Source organism: Corynebacterium sp. NPDC104732, assembly GCF_055583565.1.
The window spans coordinates 1-18,288 of the sequence record NZ_JBVJNS010000006.1 but is presented as its reverse complement, the minus strand read 5'-3'; the positions used below and the strand labels follow the sequence as shown (position 1 = coordinate 18,288).

15 protein-coding genes are annotated in these 18,288 nt (G+C 55.5%); 6 read left to right on the top strand and 9 right to left on the bottom strand.

Annotated features, from left to right (window positions below; all coding sequences use genetic code 11):
• Nucleotides 1-17: 17 nt before the first annotated feature.
• From grcA2 to ACZ6ZO_RS05835, 3 genes are all read right to left on the bottom strand, one after another.
• The gene (grcA2, locus tag ACZ6ZO_RS05845) at nt 18-266 is read right to left on the bottom strand and encodes an autonomous glycyl radical cofactor GrcA2 (RefSeq protein WP_182385673.1); all 249 of its coding nucleotides are present in this window, start codon (nt 264-266) and stop codon (nt 18-20) included.
• Between the two features lie 20 nt (nt 267-286).
• A complete protein-coding gene (locus tag ACZ6ZO_RS05840) occupies nt 287-2,377 on the bottom strand; it encodes a pyruvate formate lyase family protein (protein WP_182385672.1) in 2,091 nt (696 codons plus the stop codon).
• 271 nt (nt 2,378-2,648) lie between these two features.
• A complete protein-coding gene (locus tag ACZ6ZO_RS05835; RefSeq protein ID WP_465291236.1) occupies nt 2,649-3,878 on the bottom strand; it encodes an NAD(P)/FAD-dependent oxidoreductase in 1,230 nt (409 codons plus the stop codon).
• Between the two features lie 146 nt (nt 3,879-4,024).
• On the opposite strand from ACZ6ZO_RS05835, the gene ACZ6ZO_RS05830 reads away from it, so the two are divergent.
• Together ACZ6ZO_RS05830 and ACZ6ZO_RS05825 are read left to right on the top strand one after the other, a co-directional pair.
• Nucleotides 4,025-4,468, top strand: coding sequence for an Lrp/AsnC family transcriptional regulator (locus tag ACZ6ZO_RS05830; protein ID WP_465291234.1), 444 nt, complete (start codon nt 4,025-4,027; stop codon nt 4,466-4,468).
• Nucleotides 4,469-4,568: 100 nt separating this feature from the next.
• The gene (locus tag ACZ6ZO_RS05825; RefSeq protein ID WP_465291232.1) at nt 4,569-5,864 is read left to right on the top strand and encodes a hypothetical protein; all 1,296 of its coding nucleotides are present in this window, start codon (nt 4,569-4,571) and stop codon (nt 5,862-5,864) included.
• Nucleotides 5,865-5,874: 10 nt separating this feature from the next.
• Here ACZ6ZO_RS05825 and ACZ6ZO_RS05820 read toward each other — a convergent pair whose 3' ends face one another.
• Nucleotides 5,875-7,323, bottom strand: a complete 1,449-nt coding sequence (locus ACZ6ZO_RS05820; RefSeq protein WP_465291230.1) for a helix-turn-helix domain-containing protein — start codon at nt 7,321-7,323, stop codon at nt 5,875-5,877.
• A gap of 114 nt (nt 7,324-7,437) precedes the next feature.
• Here ACZ6ZO_RS05820 and gabT point away from each other — a divergent pair, with 114 nt between their 5' ends.
• Genes gabT through ACZ6ZO_RS05805 form a run of 3 tightly spaced genes read left to right on the top strand, consistent with a single transcriptional unit; the run spans nt 7,438 to nt 11,439 of the window.
• Complete coding sequence (gene gabT, locus ACZ6ZO_RS05815) at nt 7,438-8,751, top strand: 4-aminobutyrate--2-oxoglutarate transaminase (RefSeq protein WP_182385667.1); 1,314 nt, start codon at nt 7,438-7,440, stop codon at nt 8,749-8,751.
• Nucleotides 8,752-10,185: an NAD-dependent succinate-semialdehyde dehydrogenase gene (locus tag ACZ6ZO_RS05810; protein ID WP_182385666.1), complete on the top strand. Its 1,434-nt coding sequence runs from the start codon at nt 8,752-8,754 to the stop codon at nt 10,183-10,185. It begins immediately after the preceding gene.
• 33 nt (nt 10,186-10,218) lie between these two features.
• A complete protein-coding gene (locus tag ACZ6ZO_RS05805; protein ID WP_182385665.1) occupies nt 10,219-11,439 on the top strand; it encodes an aromatic amino acid transport family protein in 1,221 nt (406 codons plus the stop codon).
• Nucleotides 11,440-11,583: 144 nt separating this feature from the next.
• On the opposite strand, the gene ACZ6ZO_RS05800 is transcribed toward ACZ6ZO_RS05805, so the two are convergent.
• Genes ACZ6ZO_RS05800 through ACZ6ZO_RS05785 form a run of 4 tightly spaced genes read right to left on the bottom strand, consistent with a single transcriptional unit; the run spans nt 11,584 to nt 16,936 of the window.
• Nucleotides 11,584-12,957 (bottom strand): NAD-dependent succinate-semialdehyde dehydrogenase, encoded by a 1,374-nt coding sequence (locus tag ACZ6ZO_RS05800; RefSeq protein ID WP_182385664.1) that lies wholly within the window; start codon nt 12,955-12,957, stop codon nt 11,584-11,586.
• 7 nt (nt 12,958-12,964) lie between these two features.
• Nucleotides 12,965-14,563 carry an APC family permease gene (locus ACZ6ZO_RS05795; protein WP_465291226.1) on the bottom strand — a complete coding sequence of 533 codons (1,599 nt, stop codon included), beginning with the start codon at nt 14,561-14,563 and terminating at the stop codon, nt 12,965-12,967.
• A gap of 31 nt (nt 14,564-14,594) precedes the next feature.
• On the bottom strand, nt 14,595-15,446 hold the full coding sequence (locus tag ACZ6ZO_RS05790) for a universal stress protein (protein ID WP_465291224.1): 852 nt from the start codon (nt 15,444-15,446) through the stop codon (nt 14,595-14,597).
• A 23-nt stretch (nt 15,447-15,469) separates the two neighbouring features.
• Nucleotides 15,470-16,936, bottom strand: coding sequence for a flavin monoamine oxidase family protein (locus tag ACZ6ZO_RS05785; protein ID WP_182385661.1), 1,467 nt, complete (start codon nt 16,934-16,936; stop codon nt 15,470-15,472).
• 106 nt (nt 16,937-17,042) lie between these two features.
• Between ACZ6ZO_RS05785 and ACZ6ZO_RS05780 the strand changes: the two genes are divergently transcribed.
• A complete protein-coding gene (locus ACZ6ZO_RS05780) occupies nt 17,043-17,708 on the top strand; it encodes a TetR/AcrR family transcriptional regulator (RefSeq protein ID WP_465291222.1) in 666 nt (221 codons plus the stop codon).
• A 412-nt stretch (nt 17,709-18,120) separates the two neighbouring features.
• Here the strand turns inward: ACZ6ZO_RS05780 and ACZ6ZO_RS05775 are convergent.
• The coding region (locus ACZ6ZO_RS05775) for a transposase (protein WP_465290431.1) at nt 18,121-18,288 on the bottom strand (168 nt) is incomplete at its 5' end.

Below are 18,288 nucleotides of genomic sequence, written 5' to 3'. Positions count from 1 at the left end.
GCTGTGCGGTAGTCGTGTTACATCTGGTCGTGGAACGTGCGGGACAGCACGTCGAGCTGCTGCTCACGGGTGAGGCGCACGAAGTTCACGGCGTAACCCGACACACGGACGGTGAGCTGTGGGTACTTCTCCGGGTTCTCCATTGCGTCTTCGAGGGTTTCACGGTTGAGAACGTTAACGTTGGCGTGGTACAGGCCCTGAACGCCACCGTTGCTCTCGCGCTGAGCCTTCATCGAGGCGAGTCGCTCTTCATAGGTTGCAGCCATTTTTGGTCTCCTTTTCCTGGTTAGCCCTTGACCACCATGCCGGCATCGAGGATGCCGACGAGGTTGGTGATCTGCTCGTCTTCATTGCGGCCGAGGGAGCTTGGGATGATGGTGTTGGTCAGTGAAATTCCGTCGAGGGCATCGTTGTAGTCGAGCTTACCGACGGACAGCATCGAAGCCAGCATGCCATGGGTATCGGCTCCGTTTTCTGGGTTTGCGCCTGGGGCGAATGGGGTGCCTGCGCGGTGGCCCGATGGGAAGTTACCCGTGTTCTTGCCGTACACGACGTTCGAGGTGATCGTCAGTACCGACTGCGTTGGGATCGCATTGCGGTACATCGGGTTTTCCTTGATCTTGCTCATCACGGTGTGGACGACGGTGGCAGCGATCTCGTCGGCGCGGTCGTCATCGTTACCGTAGCGAGGGAAGTCGCCTTCAGTGCGGTAGTCAACAATCAGGCCGGTTTCATCGCGAACCGGGTACACCTTGGCGTACTTGATGGCGGACAGGGAGTCAGCCACGATGGACAGGCCGGCGATACCGCAGCCCATGGTGCGGACGATGTCGGTGTCATGGAGCGCCATTTCCAGGGCCTCGTAGGCGTACTTGTCGTGGCTCCAGTGGATGATGTTGAGGGCCTCAACGTAGGTGGCGACCACCCAGCTGAGCATGTCCTCGTACTTCTCCCAAACCTGGTCAAAGTCCAGTGGGCCGTCGCCCTCGATGGCATCATATCCGGTGACGATCTGCTTACCCGTCATCTCGTCACGGCCACCGTTCATCGCGTACAACAGCGACTTCGCGGCGTTGACGCGTGCGCCGAAGAACTGCATTTGCTTACCGACGAGCATCGGAGACACACAACACGCGATCGCGGCGTCGTCGCCCCAGTGGTCGGAAATCTGGCGGTCAGCTTCGTACTGAATCGAGGAGGTCTTGATGGAGATCTCAGCACAGAAGCGCTTGTAGCCTTCGGGGAGGTTCTCCGACCAGAAAATGGTGATGTTTGGTTCCGGTGCTGGGCCCAGGTTCACGAGGGTCTGCAGCAGACGGAAGGAAGTCTTTGTCACGAGAGTGCGACCGTCAGCGCCGAAGCCAGCATCGGACCAGGTTGCCCAGTATGGGTCACCGGAGAAGATCTGGTCGTAGGCCTCGGTACGAAGGAAACGGACGATGCGCAGCTTGATCACCAGGGCATCGATGATTTCCTGGGCTGCTTGTTCGTCCAGGATGCCGCGCTTGAAGTCACGCTCGAAGTAGATGTCGAAGAAGGCAGACACACGTCCGAAGGACATTGCTGCGCCGTCCTGCGACTTGATCGCGCCGAGGTAGCCGAAGTAGGTCCACTGCACGGCTTCCTTTGCCGTGTCAGCGGGACGGGAAATGTCGAAGCCGTAGGCAGCAGCCATGGCCTTGAGCTTTTCCAAGGCATGGATCTGCTCTGCGATCTCTTCCTGGTCGCGTGCCCAGTCTTGCGAGAATGGCATGTCTGCGCGAGCGTTCTTATCGGCCTTCTTTTCTTCGATGAGGCGATCCACACCGTAGAGGGCCACGCGACGGTAGTCACCAATGATGCGGCCACGACCGTAGGCATCTGGCAGGCCGGTGATAATGTGTGACGAGCGGGCTGCGCGGATGCGTGGGGTATAGACGTCGAAGACGCCTTGGTTGTGAGTCTTACGGTAGCGGGAGAAGATCTCCTTGACCTCAGGCTTGGCTTCCATGCCTGCCTCTTGGATTGCGGTTTCCACCATGCGCCAACCGCCAAACGGCATCATTGCGCGCTTGAGCGGAGTGTCGGTCTGCAGACCGACGATCACATCATCGTTCTCGGAAATGTATCCGGGTGCGAATGCGTCAATATCCGCTGGGGTTTCCAGGTCAATGTCGTAGACTCGCTTCTCTCGTTCCACCGAGAGGAAGTTCTTTTCGAGGTCTTCCCACAGACCGAGGGTTTTGTCTGTAGGGCCAGAGAGGAACTCCTTATCGCCTTCGTAGGGCTGGTAGTTCTTTTGGATGAAGTCGCGAACGTCGATTGACCGCTGCCACTCCCCCTCTGTGAATCCTTGCCACTGTTCAGTGTGCTTGATCGATTCTGATTCGATGGCCACGCCTTATACTCCTTAGGTCTTGCCAAATTCGTCTCCATTCTAGAGACATTCACCCCAGCTTTTGAAGGGCAGGGAGATAGATCACATAAGGTTTGTTGAACAAAATCCCAGGTCGGCTACCACTAAGTGAGAAGGCTCACTTAAATTCTTCCGAATCCCCTTTTATCGATTAACCAAATTGAGCCCCAAAACATTGAAAACGAGACTTTTTTTTTGTTATCGCTGCCCGCCCTCTCGAACCGATCTAGATGGCGGACAGCGTGTCAGAAACCTACCGCAACGGATCAAACGGCTTGATCGCAGGGTCGACCTCCCCGGTGGCAATCTGCTGTGCCAGCAGCTTTCCTGATACTGGCCCAAGAACGATGCCCCACATGCCATGACCACCGCAAACATAGACGTTTGGGGCCTTGGTAGCGCCGATAAGCGGCAGACCATCCGGGGTCACAGGACGCGACCCCACCCATTCATCCTGACGATCCTCCCAGTTCACCCCAGTAAACATTGGTGCGGTGACGCGTTCAATCGCGTCCACACGTGAAGGCTCGAACGCCTCATCAGGACCACGGAACTCCATGGTGCCGGCAACGCGGAGACGACCTTGGTATGGAGTGCAGGCAACGCGAAGGTGCGGCAGGTAGATCGCGTGTTTCGGTTCGTTTTCTGTTGGGACAGAGAATGAGTAGCCACGCCCGGCTTGCACCATTGTTTTCACGCCCAGCGGGCGGGCAAGCTTCGGAAGCCACGCCCCGTTTGCGAGGACAACGGCGTCCGCGGTGCGCCACTGGCCGTCGGCAAGCTGCACCGCAGGTTTGCGCGTCGACGTCACCCCGGTCACTTCAACACCCGTTTCGATCTGTCCTCCGCGGCCGAGGAAGGACTTCGCGAGTGCCTCGCAGTACGGGCCAGGTTCAATGAACCGTTGGCCGCCCAGCCGGTACACGACCTGCGCTTCCTCCGACAGCAGCGGTTCGAAGGAAGACACCTGTTCAGCGCTTACTCGCTCAAACGGGATCTCCTGGCCATGGCGCACCGCACCCTCGACTTCCTCCAGGAACCCCTTGGCCTCGGATTCTTTGCGGAAGGCGACAACAAAGTCCTCATCGCTTAGCTTCGCCTCGACGCCGTTTTCAGCAAGTTCATCGAAGGCCTCGAGGGCAAGCAGGTCCACCTCGGTCAACGCAGCCATCGTGGTGTCCCATTTGCGCTGCGTAGCATGCGACATGAAACGTCCGACGAAGGACCACAGCTTCGGATCAACACGCTTAGGTACCGACAGCGCAGCATCCGGATCCAGCAACGCGGTGAGCCCGTAAGACCACAGACCCGTATTCGCGAGCGGAATTGTCTTGCCCGGCGCGAGCCACCCGGCATTACCCCAGGAAGCGCCACCAGCAACTCCAATGCGGTCCAGAACCGTCACCTCATAGCCGTGATTTTGCAGGTGCCAGGCAGTAGCCAACCCCGTCATACCCGCGCCAACAACCAGTGCTGTGCTCATACATCCTCCTTTGTGTGCTCTATCACATTGTTGATTGTTGTCTCATTGTAGATTCGGGATAAGCTACGAACCACCAGATGCAGAAAAACTCTCGATCTGAGCTGCAAAGATGAGAGGATCCACTCAGAAGGGAGACCAAAACGGACATGGGTGGCACCATCGATGACACAGACCAGGCCATCATCGCCGCGCTAACCAACAATGCCCGGCTACCCATCGCCGACATTGCCGCTGCGGCACATATCAGCACCGCCACCGCCCACCGGCGCTTGAAAAAACTCCTCGATAGTGGTGTTATCCGTGGCTTCACCACCCTCGTGGATCCCGCCGCGACGGGGACATCCACCCAGGCCCTGGTACACATCAGCCTGCACACCAACTACCGGCGCACGCTGCGGAAGTTTTATGAGTTCCTTAGTGCCCTCCCCGAAGTCGAGCGCGTGTATTTTCTCTCTGGCGCCCACGATTTCGCAGCTCATGTCACCTGCCGGGATTCGGAGGCACTCTCCACCTTCGTCTCCGACACCATCAGTCGGCGGGAAGAAGTAGCGTCGACCAACACCAGCCTCATCTTTACGTACACCGATTGATGTGCAGTTAGGGGCACCCTCCTCCCCCAATAGCACCCCAAAGCTGGCATATACCCCCTAAGATCTAAGGGAGTATTTAACAGTGAATTTGGAGTTTGTCATGCGTCGAATCGCAGTCTTTGCATGTGGCCTGTTATTGGTGGGGTGTTCTTCGGGCAATGGCGTCGATAAGCCAGTGCAGCAAACCGTCACCGAGGAGGTCGCCGAAGCTGCCGCGCCGGAGAACAACTACGCGGAGCTTATCGACGCCTACACCACCGTCCTCAACAACCCGGGGGCTTACGAGTTCAACAAAACCGACCGCTTCGAACCCACCGGCACCTATTCTTACGCTATCGCCGAGGTCACCGGGGATGATCAACCCGATATGCTCCTGAAAGCCGACGCCCGCGACTACTGGGCTCCCGTCACGGTTTTCAGCAAGCCCAAAGATGGTGAGCTTTTCAATACTCGTGAGGTGTTGATTTGGGGCGCGGGTTCCGCCGGTGGCGGACGCGCGAACATCGCCACTTCCCCGCTTGGGAACGGCCTGTTTCAAATCACAGGACAATCAATTCAGCGAGAATGGGAAGCTGAGCTGTTCGTGATCAAGGATCACCAGTTGGTTCCTGGCAATGGCAAAGCCACCGTCCCGGCTACGAATCTGTATAGCGGCGGATATCGGGAAGTGGAATGGACCCCGAGTACCGACCTTGGCCCATTGAACCAATTGGGCGCCAGTAAACCTGCGGCGCCGAAAGGCGAAGCCACCGCGACAATTGCGCACAAATGCGGGGTGTACGCAGACACCGCAGTATTCACCGGAACGAGCGCTACCTCTTGCGAGTTCGCCCAAGCGGTCGCACGGGCTGCTGCTGGAAAAACCGGTTCATTCTCGGTAACAGCAACCAGCCCAGTCACGAACCAGAATTACACCATGAACTGCAGCGGAAGCGACGCCGAAACCGTCTGCACCGGCGGCAACAACGCCTCCGTGGTGCTGCGGCCAGCAGGGGCAGTTGAGCTGAACACTGTATACGACCAATCATTCGAAGGAACCGTAGTTCTAAAACGGGCACTGGAAGTTACAAACCACCTCGGCGTCCCCAATGGCGAAGGCCCTGACAACGAGTACTTCATGCTTGTCCTGGACACGCCTCAGCCAGCGACCGCGATGAAAGCAGGCCCAGACCGCCCAGTGACCAACACAGTCGATTCCATTGGGCTGGCAAGAAAAGATTTCACACCTTACGGCGTTCTGGATTACACCGCGCCCTGGCGCCTCTACGAAGGCAAACGGATTCGCTTGCACATCAACACCAGTTCAATGCGTTACCAAACCGACGCGAGCCTGCCCTGGGGCAAACCACGAGTAGACAACTTCACGGCCGACTACCAGGTAGAAGTACTGGACTAGCAAGCACCGCTTACCGACGAGCAGTAGCGCCGGGATCGTCTACCGCACTAGAAAAGTAGGCCTCCGCAAACGTGCCGGGCTCGGAAAGATCGATCTGGCAGATCTGCTGAATCTTTGCGATCCGATTCCTAACAGTATGCCGATGGATACCTAAGGCCTGCGCTGTGTCCTCAAGCTTGCCTCCCTGCTTGAGATACACAGTCAAAGTGCGGGCATAGGACGTACCGGAGTGCTTATCTTCGAGTTCCAGGCGTCCGAAAAGCTCCTGTTTACGAGCGATAAGAGCCTGAACCACTGTGGGCTCATGAAGCCAGGGAAGCTGAATAGAGTCAGGAAGTGCGTGTTCTCCTAAAGCGAGGAGCTCTGCCCGGGAACGCAAAGCTGCGACATAAGTTTCATCTGGGTGCGCCACTGGTCGACCGATTGCTACGCGAACACGCCTGGCTGCCGACCCTAGCTCTGTAAGGATCTCCTCCACTGGTTGATTTGGGAGAGCAAGGACCAATGCTGCGTGGTCCGGCAACAGTACCGAAAACAAGAACCTTCCTACTTCCTCTGCGCTGTGGTCCAGCGAGGAAAGAGCGAGGCGAAGACCCGAAGAATTATCCGCCACCAAAATAATCGGCCTGGTCAGTCCTTTATCATCCGTAGGCGAGTCAAATGCACTGGGTAGAAGTTCACCTTCCTTGGTCAGCCCTAACCGCACTGCGAGTGCAAAGGAATTCAATTCGTTGCGGGCTACTCGGAGTTCATGCGGGCGTGCTAGCAGAACGTCTGCAAGGCCAGCACAATGACGGACGAGAGTACGCTGCGCGCTGGTTAACCGAGAGGCCGAACGAATCTCCAATACATGATGTCTTCCCGAGCGAGCCGGCATCTTGTAGGAAGAATAATGCAGTTTTTCACTGGCAGGCGATGACAAAGCACTAGCACTTCCAGCCAGCGAACCGGCACTACCAACAATGCTCACGCGCGCCTGAAGGAGCTCCGCAGCTTCCTTGAGAAGGGAGTCAAGAGAGCCTGTTGTGGCAGAGGCCGTGAGTCGTTGTTGTGCATCCATGAGCTTCTGCTGCTCAAGATGCGCGAGCCGCTGCCTCTCCTGATGAGCCGCTGTGACGATCGAAATAAAAGGAATATGCTGAGGGACCTCATATAGACCGATACCTCGTCGACGTGCTGTGTCCATAACAATTTCGGGCACCGTAGCAAAGGGCACACCAGTGCCAAAGCCAATCGCCACCGCACCTGCATCAACGAGGTGGTCGATGTAATGGCCAAGCTCCTCCGGCCGCTCACGGAAAGCGATTCCTAGGGTGAGCACCAAAGAATCCGCTTGAATGAATTCCTCCGCGTTCTCCAACTCCGAAGGTTGCACTACCGAGAATCCCTGTGCAGCTGGGGCTATGTGTTCAATTAGCGCAAGACTTCGGTTGTTCGCGAGCCAGGAAAATGTCAGCATTTATCCTCTATGTACAACTAGGAAACACACATTCGCCATAGTGTACATGGCCTAGGACACATCTGTGTAGTTATGCTGACGCGCAGCACTTTTCCCTACACATAAGGAGTTCCCATGAAGGACCTGACCTACCATCTCCCGCAGCAACGTCAACTCGTCACCGACGGGATGGGGACCAAGAGTTCAGCTCTGGACGAGCGCCGTCGCGCTTCCGTCGCCCGCGCCTTGTCCCCAGGATTGCCAGGGTACGTCGTTGCCGCAGACGGCGGTGTGCTCGTCGATGCTGACGGCAACTCCTTTATCGATTTCGCCTCCGGGATCGCGGTAACGTCCGTGGGCGCGTCCAACCCGCGCGTCGTTAAGGCTGTTGCTGAGGCTGCCGCAGCCTTCACTCACACGTCGTTCATGGTCTCCCCCTACGAGTCCTACGTGGCAGTGTGCGAAAAGCTCAACGAACTGACCCCTGGTGACCACGAGAAGAAGTCAGCCCTGTTCAACTCGGGCGCCGAGGCCGTCGAAAACGCGGTAAAGGTCGCCCGTTCCTACACTGGAAAAAATGGTGTTGCAGTGTTCGACCGTGGCTACCACGGCCGTACCAACTTGACGCTAGCGATGACGGCCAAGAACAAGCCCTACAAAACCAAGTTCGGCCCATTCGCTTCCGATGTGTACCGGGTGCCGGGATCCTACCCGCTTCGCGACGGGCTCTCCGGCGAGGAAGCTGCGCACCGTTCGATCACGATGATCGAGCAGCAGATCGGAGCAGAGAACCTAGCATGCGTCGTGATCGAACCGATCCAGGGCGAGGGTGGTTTCATCGTTCCTGCTGACGGCTTCCTGCCTGCTATCGCCCAGTGGTGTCGCGACAATAATGTCGTCTTCGTTGCCGATGAGATTCAGGCTGGTTTCTGTCGCACGGGCGAATGGTTCTCCGTGGACCACGAAGGCGTCGTTCCAGACATCGTTACCACGGCTAAGGGCATCGCAGGCGGCATGCCGCTTTCTGGTGTGACCGGTCGCGCGGAAATGATGGACGCCCCCATCGCTGGCGCGCTCGGTGGCACTTACGGTGGCAACCCCGTGGCATGTGCCGCCGCCCTGGCTGCCATCGAAGAGATGAAAACTTTGAAGCTTAAGGAGCGCGCACTAGAAATCGAAGCCATCGTCCGCGAGCACCTTGAGCCTCTCACTGCACTGGCTGGCGTACGTGAAGTGCGTGGCCGTGGCGCAATGATGGCGATCGAGCTAGAAAGTGCTTCTGCGACCGCGGCGGTCGCCGCATCGTGCAAAGCCCAAGGCATTCTCATCCTTACCTGCGGTATGGACGGCAACGTAATCCGTCTTCTGCCCGCCCTCACCATTCCTGAGTCCCTGCTCACCGAGGGGCTGACCATCCTTTCCGATGCAATCAAGAAGGAGGCCAACTAAATGCTGCTCGATCAAAGACTCCCGCAAGATATCCCGACTGGGACCGGTGACAAGTCCTTCGAAGTGGTCGATCCCGCTACGGAGGACGCGATCGCGACAGTCAACGACACAGATGCAACCGTTTGGTTGGAGGCCCTGGGCAAAGCCGTAGCAGCGCAAGCCTCCTGGGCGCAGTTCGCTCCTCGTACCCGTTCGGAGATCATGCAGGCGGTTTTTGAGGAAATCACCCGACGCGCTGACGATTTTGCCCGGACAATGACCATTGAAATGGGCAAGCCACTGGTTGAATCTTTTGGTGAGGTCACTTACGGTGCGGAGTACTTCCGTTGGTTCGCGGAGGAAGCCGTTCGGGTGCCGGGTCGGCTGGCCCACGCGCCAGCCGGCAACGGCGATATCTTAGTAACCCGCACCCCGGTAGGGCCGGTGTTGGCGATCACACCGTGGAATTTTCCCCTTGCGATGGCGACCCGAAAGATTGCTCCTGCTATGGCAGCAGGATGCCCAGTGCTGGTCAAGCCTGCTCAGGAAACTCCGTTGACCATGCTATTGGTGGGCAAGATCATCGCTGACATCCTGGAATCGTTCGGGGCTCCGCGTGATCTAGTGCAGATCCTTCCCACGACCGATGCCGCGGGGATGTCGACAACCCTCATGCAGGACGGTCGCCTACGGAAGATCACTTTCACCGGCTCTACCGGTGTAGGCAAGGTGTTGGTTAAGCAGTCTGCCGACAACCTACTGCGTACCTCCATGGAACTGGGCGGAAATGCCCCCTTCGTGGTTAACCACGACGCTGATCTCGACCTCGTACTGACCTGCGCCATGCAGGCAAAAATGCGAAACGGTGGCGAGGCGTGCATCGCCGCTAACAGGTTCCTGGTTCACGAGGATATTGTCGAGGAATTCACTTCCCGCCTGGTCGGCGCGATGTCTGCTGTGACCATGGGCCCGGGGCTTAACGACGGCGTTACCCTCGGAGCCCTGATCACCGCGAAGCAACGCGATGGCATTGCCGCGCTTGTCGACGAAGCACGAGCCGCAGGCGCCACTGTCCACTGCGGCGGTGAAGTTCCCGCCGGCAAGGGATTCTTCTATCCCGCCACTGTACTATCCAACGTTCCCTCCGATGCACGCATCATTAAGGAAGAAATCTTCGGCCCTGTCGCAACAGTCACCTCATTTTCGTCTCTCGATGAAGCGATCGCGCTGGCCAATGACACCGATTTTGGCTTGGCAGCCTACGGCTTTAGCGAAAACATTCACACGTGCCGCAGGTTCGCAACAGAATTGAACGCTGGGATGGTCGGCATCAACCGTGGCGCGATTTCTGATCCGGCAGCCCCATTCGGCGGAATCAAGCAGTCCGGTTTTGGCCGTGAAGGAGGCACTGAAGGCATCGAGGAGTACCTCGATGTCAGATATGTCGCCCTCTAGGTCGCTCGATTTACTCATTGAAAGAACTGAAAAATGTCCACTACCACTACGGTCTCCCCTCGTGAAGACTACAAGGAAAGCCACATCAGCCCGTTGCAAGGCGTTGCGCTGATCTTCGGCACTAACATCGGGGCCGGAATTTTGAGTCTCCCCTATGCGGGACGAAACGGCGGATTCCTGGCACTGTTCCTCGCTCTATTTATTGCTGGAACTTTGACGACGATCTCCATGCTGTACGTCGCCGAGGTCTCTCTGCGAACCAAACGCCCTATGCAGCTGTCAGGCCTGGCTGAACAGTACTTAGGCAATTGGGGTCGGTGGGCTGTGTTCGTCGCCATCATGGTGAACGGCACCGGCGCCCTGATCGCTTACGCCGCCGGTTCCGGTGAGCTCTTGAACAACCTGATCGGCATTCCCCCGATAGCAGGAACGTTGGTGTTCTTCCTCATCGGTTCAATCATCATGTACAAAGGGCTTGAGGCGACAGGAGTTTCAGAACTCCTGATCACTACAGCCATGGCCTTGATCATCTTTATCCTGTGTGGCTGGACTTTTATCGGCCCGGGTATCAGCCTCAGCAACGTATGGGTGTTCAACCCATACTTCATCATCCCGATCATGAACCTCGCTGTATTTACCTTCATGGCACAGTACGTGGTGCCTGAACTCGCACGAGGAATGGAAAAGCAGCATTCGGCACAGATTTCCAAAGCAATTATTGCTGGGATGGTTGTCACCGGGTTCATGCTCTCGCTAGTCCCGTTTGCAGCTCTTGGTCTACTCGGCCACTCAGTTTCCGAAGTTGTCACCCTCTCGTGGGGAGAAGAACTCGGCCGGTCTGCGTACTACATGGCTAACGTCTTCGCCCTGCTAGCTATGTTTACCTCCTTCATGGCTATCGGGTACACCACCATGCGCAACGTCATCGATATAGCGCATTGGCCCCAGCACGGTAAGCAACGCGCGATCGCAGTACTCATTACTGTTTTGATCCCCCTGTTTATCTCTTTAGCAGGATTCGGTGGTTTTGTTTCTGCACTGAGTTACGCAGGTGGACTCGCGGGAGTAATCATGTCAATCGTTCCAGTCCTGCTACTCAATGCTTCTCGCGTTCGCGGAAACAGGGATCCCGCTTGGACGGTCGGTTGGAGCTCCCATCCCTTGATCCAATGGACGATCATCCTCGTCTACGGACTCGCTGGCCTCTACTCAGTGGGGACCATCCTCGGGATCGTACCTGCTGGATGGCAATAAGGAGCCGTAAGTTCGTTGTCCGTATTCGTAGCTAGCTGCGGATATTAGAAACACCTTGTACTAAAGAAACAGCCTGGAGCAAATAGCTCCAGGCTGTTTTACTTCGCCGCCCCCCACTAAGGGCTTAGTAATTTCACCTACTGTTTATTTTGCGACATAGTACAACTGTTTGTTCACAAACTCATCCATTCCCAGAGGTCCAAGCTCACGACCGTAGCCGGAATTCTTTACACCACCGAATGGCAACTCTGTGCCTTCTCCGGCAGGGGTGTTCACGTTAGCCATTCCTACCTCGAGCTTTGAAGCAACTGCCTTAGCGCGAGCTTCGTCCTGAGAAAAGACTGCCCCACCAAGCCCGTAGCGGGAATCATTAGCGATCTCCAGGGCCTCCTCTTCGGAGGTAGCTTTGAACACCGCGGCTACCGGACCGAAGAACTCTGTGTAGAACGGCTCAGAACCACGTGGAATATCTGTGATCACAGCTGGTGAAACATAAGCACCAGCTTCAGAAAGTTCACCACCCACGCGAAGTGTCGCTCCGGCGGAGACTGCCTCTTCGAGTTGATTACGAAGAGTCTCTGCTGCTTGTCGCGAGGACAGCGGGCAGTATGTTCCTTCTTCGAAAGCATCCCAGGTAGTTGGCGTCATATTTTCTGCCAGCGCGACGAGTTCCGAAACAAACTCATCGTAGATATCATTCATAACGATGATCCGCTTGTTGGAGTTGCAGGCCTGGCCCGTGTTCACCATGCGTGTGTCCCAGGCAAGCTTCGCTGCTTCTTTAACGTCTTTGGTGTCAAGGACGATGTACGGATCGGTTCCACCCAATTCCAAAACTACTTTTTTCAAATACTTGCCTGCTTGGGCAGCCACCGCAGAGCCGGCTCGTTCGGAGCCGGTCAAGGACACTCCCCTGATGCGCGAGTCAGCGATGATGTCAGAAATCTGCTCGTGAGAGGCGAAAAGGTTCGTGTAAACCCCCTCAGGGATCCCCGCTTCTTTTACCAGTTTTTCAATGCGCAGCGCACTTTGCGGGCAAATCTCAGCGTGCTTAAGGATCACGGTGTTGCCAAGCATGAGGTTCGGACCAATGAAGCGAGCCACCTGGTAGTAGGGGAAATTCCACGGCATGATACCCAGGAGTGGTCCGATGGGAAGCTTCCGGATGTAAGCGGCTGAATTCGGTGATTCGATCGGCTGATCTGCAGCAAAATCCTCACCGTTATCCGCATAGTAATTGATGATGTCAGCGGAGAATTCAATCTCCTCGATCATCTCTTCCAACGGCTTTCCCATTTCGATGCACGAGATCTTAGCCAATTCTTCTTTGTTGTCGCGCAGCAACTGGGCCAAGCGATTAAGGGCAGATCCTCGCTCACCAAAGGACTTATCAGCCCAGCTTCCGTATGCCTCAGTGGCATTGGCCACAGCTTGTTTGACCTGAGCATCGGTAGCTTGTTCAAAGCTTTCGACGATCTCGTTAGTGGACGGATCTTGAACACGATAGGTGGTAGACATTTTTCTCCTATTCAGTAGATAGTGGAAGATCATGTGAGGAGCCAACTCGATCTTTAGTTGGCTCTAGTTCCGTTAATGGGGTCTGTGAATCGTGCGCGGAGGTATTCCTCACGAGAGTCTCTCCCCGGAAAAATGCCGGGTGTGTGATTCGTGTGAACAACATTAGGGCTACCCCGAGCCCGAGAATTCCCATGCCAAGCACGAACACAGCACCGACGCCCAGGATTGATGAACCGGAGCCATAACTTGGATCGAGTGAATCCACGGCTGTAACACCGAACATCAGTAGTAGGAAGCCTCCGCCAAGGGCTGGAAACGCTAGCCTGAATACAATGTTTCGGGTGTTTGAAATCAAATCGTCCCGGAAGTACCAGATACAAGCCACTGCAGTGATCCCGTAGTAGAAACAAATCATCAGACCGAGAGCCGTGATTGTGTCCCACAACGCATTTTCCGAGACCAGCCGAGTGATTATGTAAAAGACTCCTGCAGCTATTGCCGACGCTACCGTCGCCACGCTAGGCGTTAGGTATCGGGGAGAGATTTTTGCAAACATTGGTGGTAACGCCCGGTAGTGCCCCATGGCCAGCAGCGTACGGGCTGGCCCAACCATTGTCGACTGCAGGGATGCGAACGAACTGGCTAGCACTGCAAAGTAGATTAAGAATGCGAATGGGCCAAGTACCGGATATGACAGAGCAGCGAAGATAGACTCTTGGTTTTCTGGGTTCCCTGCTCCAAGCCCGGTGGTTCCGGTTCCCGCCCAGCTCACTATCGCAACAGCAGTGAGCACGTACAGGGAAATGATGATTAACACTGTCAGCGTAGCTGCGCGCCCCGGGGTACGCTCTGGGTCTTTTGTTTCTTCATTCATTGTCAGCGTGACGTCCCACCCCCAGAACATGAAGATAGAAAGTGAAATACCAGCTGCCATCATAGAAAAACTATCGATGCTCAACGGGTTGAACCAGCTCCCTTGGAAAGGAGTGAAGTCGAATCCACCTCCTGTATACGCCTTGCGGAGGGCAATGACATCGAACACTACAACGGCAAGCATTTGAAGTGTGACAAGCACATATTGCAGGTTCTTTGTGGAATCCATGCCACGGTAGGAGATCCAGCAAGCGATAGCCAAAAATACTACAGTAGTGGGAATATTAATGGCTAGATTATTGGTCCACTCTGCTATTTCCGGGTTTCGCAGCACTTGCGCCAGTAGCAGGTAGAAGAAATCAACCGCTACCGCTGCCAGGTTGGAGATAACGAGGATAGTAGCGGTGATAAGACCCCAACCTCCCATCCAGCCAACGTACGGTCCGAAGGCTTTGGTAGCCCAAGTAAAGCTGGTACCAGAGTCTGGCACGGCCTGATTGAGTTCGCGGTAGGCAAACGCAACCAAAAGCATGGGTATGAAACCAAGGATGAGAATTGCTGGGACATGCTCACCGACGGCGGAGATCGTGGGACCAAGGCCAGAGGTAAGGGTGTATGTAGGCGCAATGCAGCTAATGCCGATTACAACAGCGCCAATCAAACCAACGCTGCCGGCTTGTAGGCCTTTTGAAAATGTCGTGCTTTCTTGGTGCGGCGACATGCTATCACTCATGGTGAGCTCACCTCCTAGGGGTGTTGTTGTTTTAACGACCAGCCATATATCCGTTTGGAATCACGATGGTGGGTGCTGGAATGTATCGCAGGATTTGGGCCGCCGTGCTGCCCAAGAAAAGGCGCCCCTCTGCAGCTATTCGCGACGATCCCATATAAGCCACGTCGCCGGGATGCCACTCCAAGTTGGCGGCCGCGCTTTCTATGGTGTCTCCAGAAATTACCTCCGCAGAGGCTGCGGCTGAATTGACGAGCGCTCGAGCCTGATTTGCCAAGTCGTGTCCTGCCACGCGCTCGATGGCTTCTAAGGGATCGCTTGCTGCCGGTTGTTCCTCGTGAATATTTAAGGAAACAAAACGTAGCGGGACGTTTCGCTGTGCAGCCCGGATGAGACCGAGCGCGATCAGGTCTGTCGCACCAGGTCGAGTGCCAAACATAACGGTCACCCGGCCAATTGGTCCTGGGTAACTGTACCCACGGGGAGCAATAGCTAACGGGATTGGGCAGCTGTGCAACAGCGTGTTTACTACAGACCCCATGGTTAGTCGTTTGAAAAACCCTCCGCCTTGCGAACCGACTACCAGCATTTCACTGCCCAGCTCAACAGCAGTATCGATGAGAATGTTTGGGATGGAATCACCGACAGCTACCCGGGTGGTGACGTCAATGCCACTTGGCACCTCAGCCCGGGCGTCGTTAAGCCATGACGCAAGTTGGCTGTCCAGAATCGTTTTGAAGCCTCGGTCGTGTGGATACTCACCAGGGGTTACTTCGCGGTTCGTGTGAGCGATAACAATATCTATTCCTAGATTCTGGCCGGTAGCCAGAGCAATGGCTAAACGTAACGCGTCGATTCCACCGCCTGTTGCGATATAAGCGACCATGATCCTTCTGGTAGGAACCATTGTTATCCTTTGCCGATTTGTTCAGCGATTTGCAGTGCGACTGTTTCACCGATGCGGATAGCACCGTCAACATGCTGGTAACCAGCTCCTGCAATATCGGAACATGCGTAGTAGATCGGGCCAGTGGGTTGGTTCTGTAGGTGTCCCCAGCGCGACAGTCCACCCAGGTCATAGCTCGTCGCATACGCTCCGCGAGTCCATTCCTCAGCAGCCATGTCAGACAAATAGAACGCAATGGGTTCTTTGGTTTTCGGCCCCAGGAATGCTGCCATGGCTTCGAGGATGGCCTCTTTACGCTCTTCAGGAGGCAATGCCCACATCTGCTCTGCGTAAATGTCGGAAACGAATCCGACCAAGGTGCCGTAGGAGTCTTCGCCGTCGCTGAAGTAGTTGGTGTTGTCGTACACCTCTTGGACCAGGCGGCCTCCGGCAAAACCAGTGCCGGATAGTCCCTCTTCACGCCAAAACGGCGTGTCATAGACCGCATGAACCTTGATTACTAGCCCCATTGAAATATGCTGATGCGCAATGTGTTGGTCGCGAGGCAGCGGTGGGAAATAGTTGATGCGACTGTACAAGTTCGGTGGGACTGCGAGGATCACAAATTTAGCGTGAACCTCCAGGTCATCACTATTGACGATTACGTCGCCCGCTTCGCCGTTGTGAGGAACGCCGTTACGAACGTCCGCCGTTACGTTGTTAAGGTCATCTGCGGTGTCAGGGTCAATGTCGGACCAGGTTATGGAACGAACTGGGTTGCCGAGGAAAATGTCTTCACCTAGTTCCTTCGCCATGGTTAAAGAAACCGATTGCATTCCGCCAACCACGCGACGATCTAGGATGAAGTCTTCATCCACCAGGTTCGAAAATGACCCAGCAGATGATGCCATGAGCAAGGCTTGAAGAGTGGAGAATGTGTAGGACGGTTTTGTCAGCATTCCGGAAGCGACGTAAATGGAGACGTTGTCGATTGCTTCCGCATCATCTGATAGTTGTTCCAACCAATCGCGGAAAGATACCCGGTCGAGCTCCTTAGCCAAGGGATGCTCCCAAGGCTTGTGGGGGTCAATCTCGGCGGCGAGTTCATCGAGGCGTTCGATCAATTTTTCCATCTCGGAGATTGTCTTTTCCGAAGCAGGAAAAGTGACGCCTTCGTACTCATGACGGGTACCGTCCGGCGAGACATAGATCGATTTTCCATCCCGATACCGTGGGAAGGTTGTCAGACCGAGTTCCTGAACGAGCTCCGTCAGACGGGTCTGATCCGGAGAGATCCACTGGCCACCGATCTCGATGAAGTGTTCAACACCCTTGTCATCTGCAACTTTGCCATTCCAAGTGCGACCCCCGACGCGATTGCGTGCTTCCAGCACCGCGACAGATAGCCCCTTTTTCTTTGCAGTTCGGGCAGCCATGAGGCCAGCTGGACCAGCGCCTACAATTACTACATCACGTTTCAGTTTCTCCATATGATTGCCTCCAGTCAAAGCAGGAATTAAATGAACCTGATTCATTATGTGATGCTGGCCATAATACAGGCCAACTTGTGATTTGGGAATAGTTGAGAGGTGTTTTATGTCCGAAAGATCCCGCGGAAGGCCCCAAAAATCTATCGTCACCAGGGAAAAGATCGCGTCCGTCTCATTAAAAATTGCCGAGCAAGAAGGCTACGACGCCATCACAATGGCAGCCGTTGCCAGATCACTAGGCGTTGCAACGAGCGCGCTATACAACCACGTGCGAGGCAAGAAGGAACTTCTCATGTTGGTCCAAGACGCAGTAATGGCCCAGGTCGATACGAGCGCGCTTGAGTTGAATCTGGATGGCACTATCTCTACCGAGGAAGCGGTTATTCGCTGGGCACATTCCTACCGTGATGTTTTTTCGCGACACTCACCTCTCATTGCCCATATCGCCACCATGCCTGTTTTTGGCACCCAAGAAACAATCCATATGTACGAACTTTTGGTGCAGGTTCTACTGCAAGGTGGAGTGACAGAAGATCGGGTCATAGATGTGATCGTGGCTTTTGAATCCTTCATTTTTGGTTCTGCCTATGACGTAGCCGCCCCCGCCAACATCTTCGACCTCCCTGAGCATGTTACGGATGCCCCTGGGTTACGACGAGCTCTGGGCCAACGCCTCGCACCGACAGTTGTCGGCACACAAAACCCTTACGCGAACCCGCCCTTTGAACTGGGTTTGTCCGCACTCATCCGAGGCATTGTTCCCAACAACTAACCTTTCCCCTCCAAGGTGTTGCACCCACGCAACACATGGTGCATCTATGCAACATCTTGCAATTTTTGAGCTATGGACGTCAACGAGCTCATCCGCATCGCAAGCGAGCACCCTTCAAGGACTGCTCGCGAGGCAGGGATTGCTCGTTCCACTTTGAATCGAATAGCGACAGGTAAACTCAGCCTTCTTTGGAGACGTTGCAGGAAATTGCCCTTACCTTAGAAGTTGAATGTCACTACTGCTGCTGATCCGGGCGCTGCGCAGGCCGCCAGATTTCTTCTGGATAACCATGTCACCGACGCCAGTGAAGAATGGCTCAACCGCTTCCAACGCTGGGGGCTTAGTGGACGAGACCTTTTCAGTCCTGCTGGCGAGCTGAGCAATCCTGCAGGTCAAAGTGGCTCTTCCGGTTTTAGAGTGCGTTGATCTTGTCCTGTAGTTGTCCGGAGTGGATCAGGCACCGCAAGATGTAGTGGTTGAGGTTCCGGAATCCCAGGGCGATCCCCCGTAGGTGCTCGAGCCTGCCGTTGATGGCCTCGACCGGCCCGTTGGACGCCCCGATATCGAAGTAGGCGAGCAC

Excerpts from the sequence above, each read along its gene's own strand:
- grcA2 (WP_182385673.1), bottom strand. The coding sequence starts at position 266 with ATGGCTGCAACCTATGAAGAGCGACTCGCCTCGATGAAGGCTCAGCGC.
- ACZ6ZO_RS05835 (WP_465291236.1), bottom strand. The coding sequence starts at position 3,878 with ATGAGCACAGCACTGGTTGTTGGCGCGGGTATGACGGGGTTGGCTACT.
- ACZ6ZO_RS05830 (WP_465291234.1), top strand. The coding sequence starts at position 4,025 with ATGGGTGGCACCATCGATGACACAGACCAGGCCATCATCGCCGCGCTA.
- ACZ6ZO_RS05825 (WP_465291232.1), top strand. The coding sequence starts at position 4,569 with ATGCGTCGAATCGCAGTCTTTGCATGTGGCCTGTTATTGGTGGGGTGT.
- ACZ6ZO_RS05820 (WP_465291230.1), bottom strand. The coding sequence starts at position 7,323 with ATGCTGACATTTTCCTGGCTCGCGAACAACCGAAGTCTTGCGCTAATT.
- gabT (WP_182385667.1), top strand. The coding sequence starts at position 7,438 with ATGAAGGACCTGACCTACCATCTCCCGCAGCAACGTCAACTCGTCACC.
- ACZ6ZO_RS05810 (WP_182385666.1), top strand. The coding sequence starts at position 8,752 with ATGCTGCTCGATCAAAGACTCCCGCAAGATATCCCGACTGGGACCGGT.
- ACZ6ZO_RS05805 (WP_182385665.1), top strand. The coding sequence starts at position 10,219 with ATGTCCACTACCACTACGGTCTCCCCTCGTGAAGACTACAAGGAAAGC.
- ACZ6ZO_RS05800 (WP_182385664.1), bottom strand. The coding sequence starts at position 12,957 with ATGTCTACCACCTATCGTGTTCAAGATCCGTCCACTAACGAGATCGTC.
- ACZ6ZO_RS05795 (WP_465291226.1), bottom strand. The coding sequence starts at position 14,563 with ATGAGTGATAGCATGTCGCCGCACCAAGAAAGCACGACATTTTCAAAA.
- ACZ6ZO_RS05790 (WP_465291224.1), bottom strand. The coding sequence starts at position 15,446 with ATGGTCGCTTATATCGCAACAGGCGGTGGAATCGACGCGTTACGTTTA.
- ACZ6ZO_RS05785 (WP_182385661.1), bottom strand. The coding sequence starts at position 16,936 with ATGGAGAAACTGAAACGTGATGTAGTAATTGTAGGCGCTGGTCCAGCT.
- ACZ6ZO_RS05780 (WP_465291222.1), top strand. The coding sequence starts at position 17,043 with ATGTCCGAAAGATCCCGCGGAAGGCCCCAAAAATCTATCGTCACCAGG.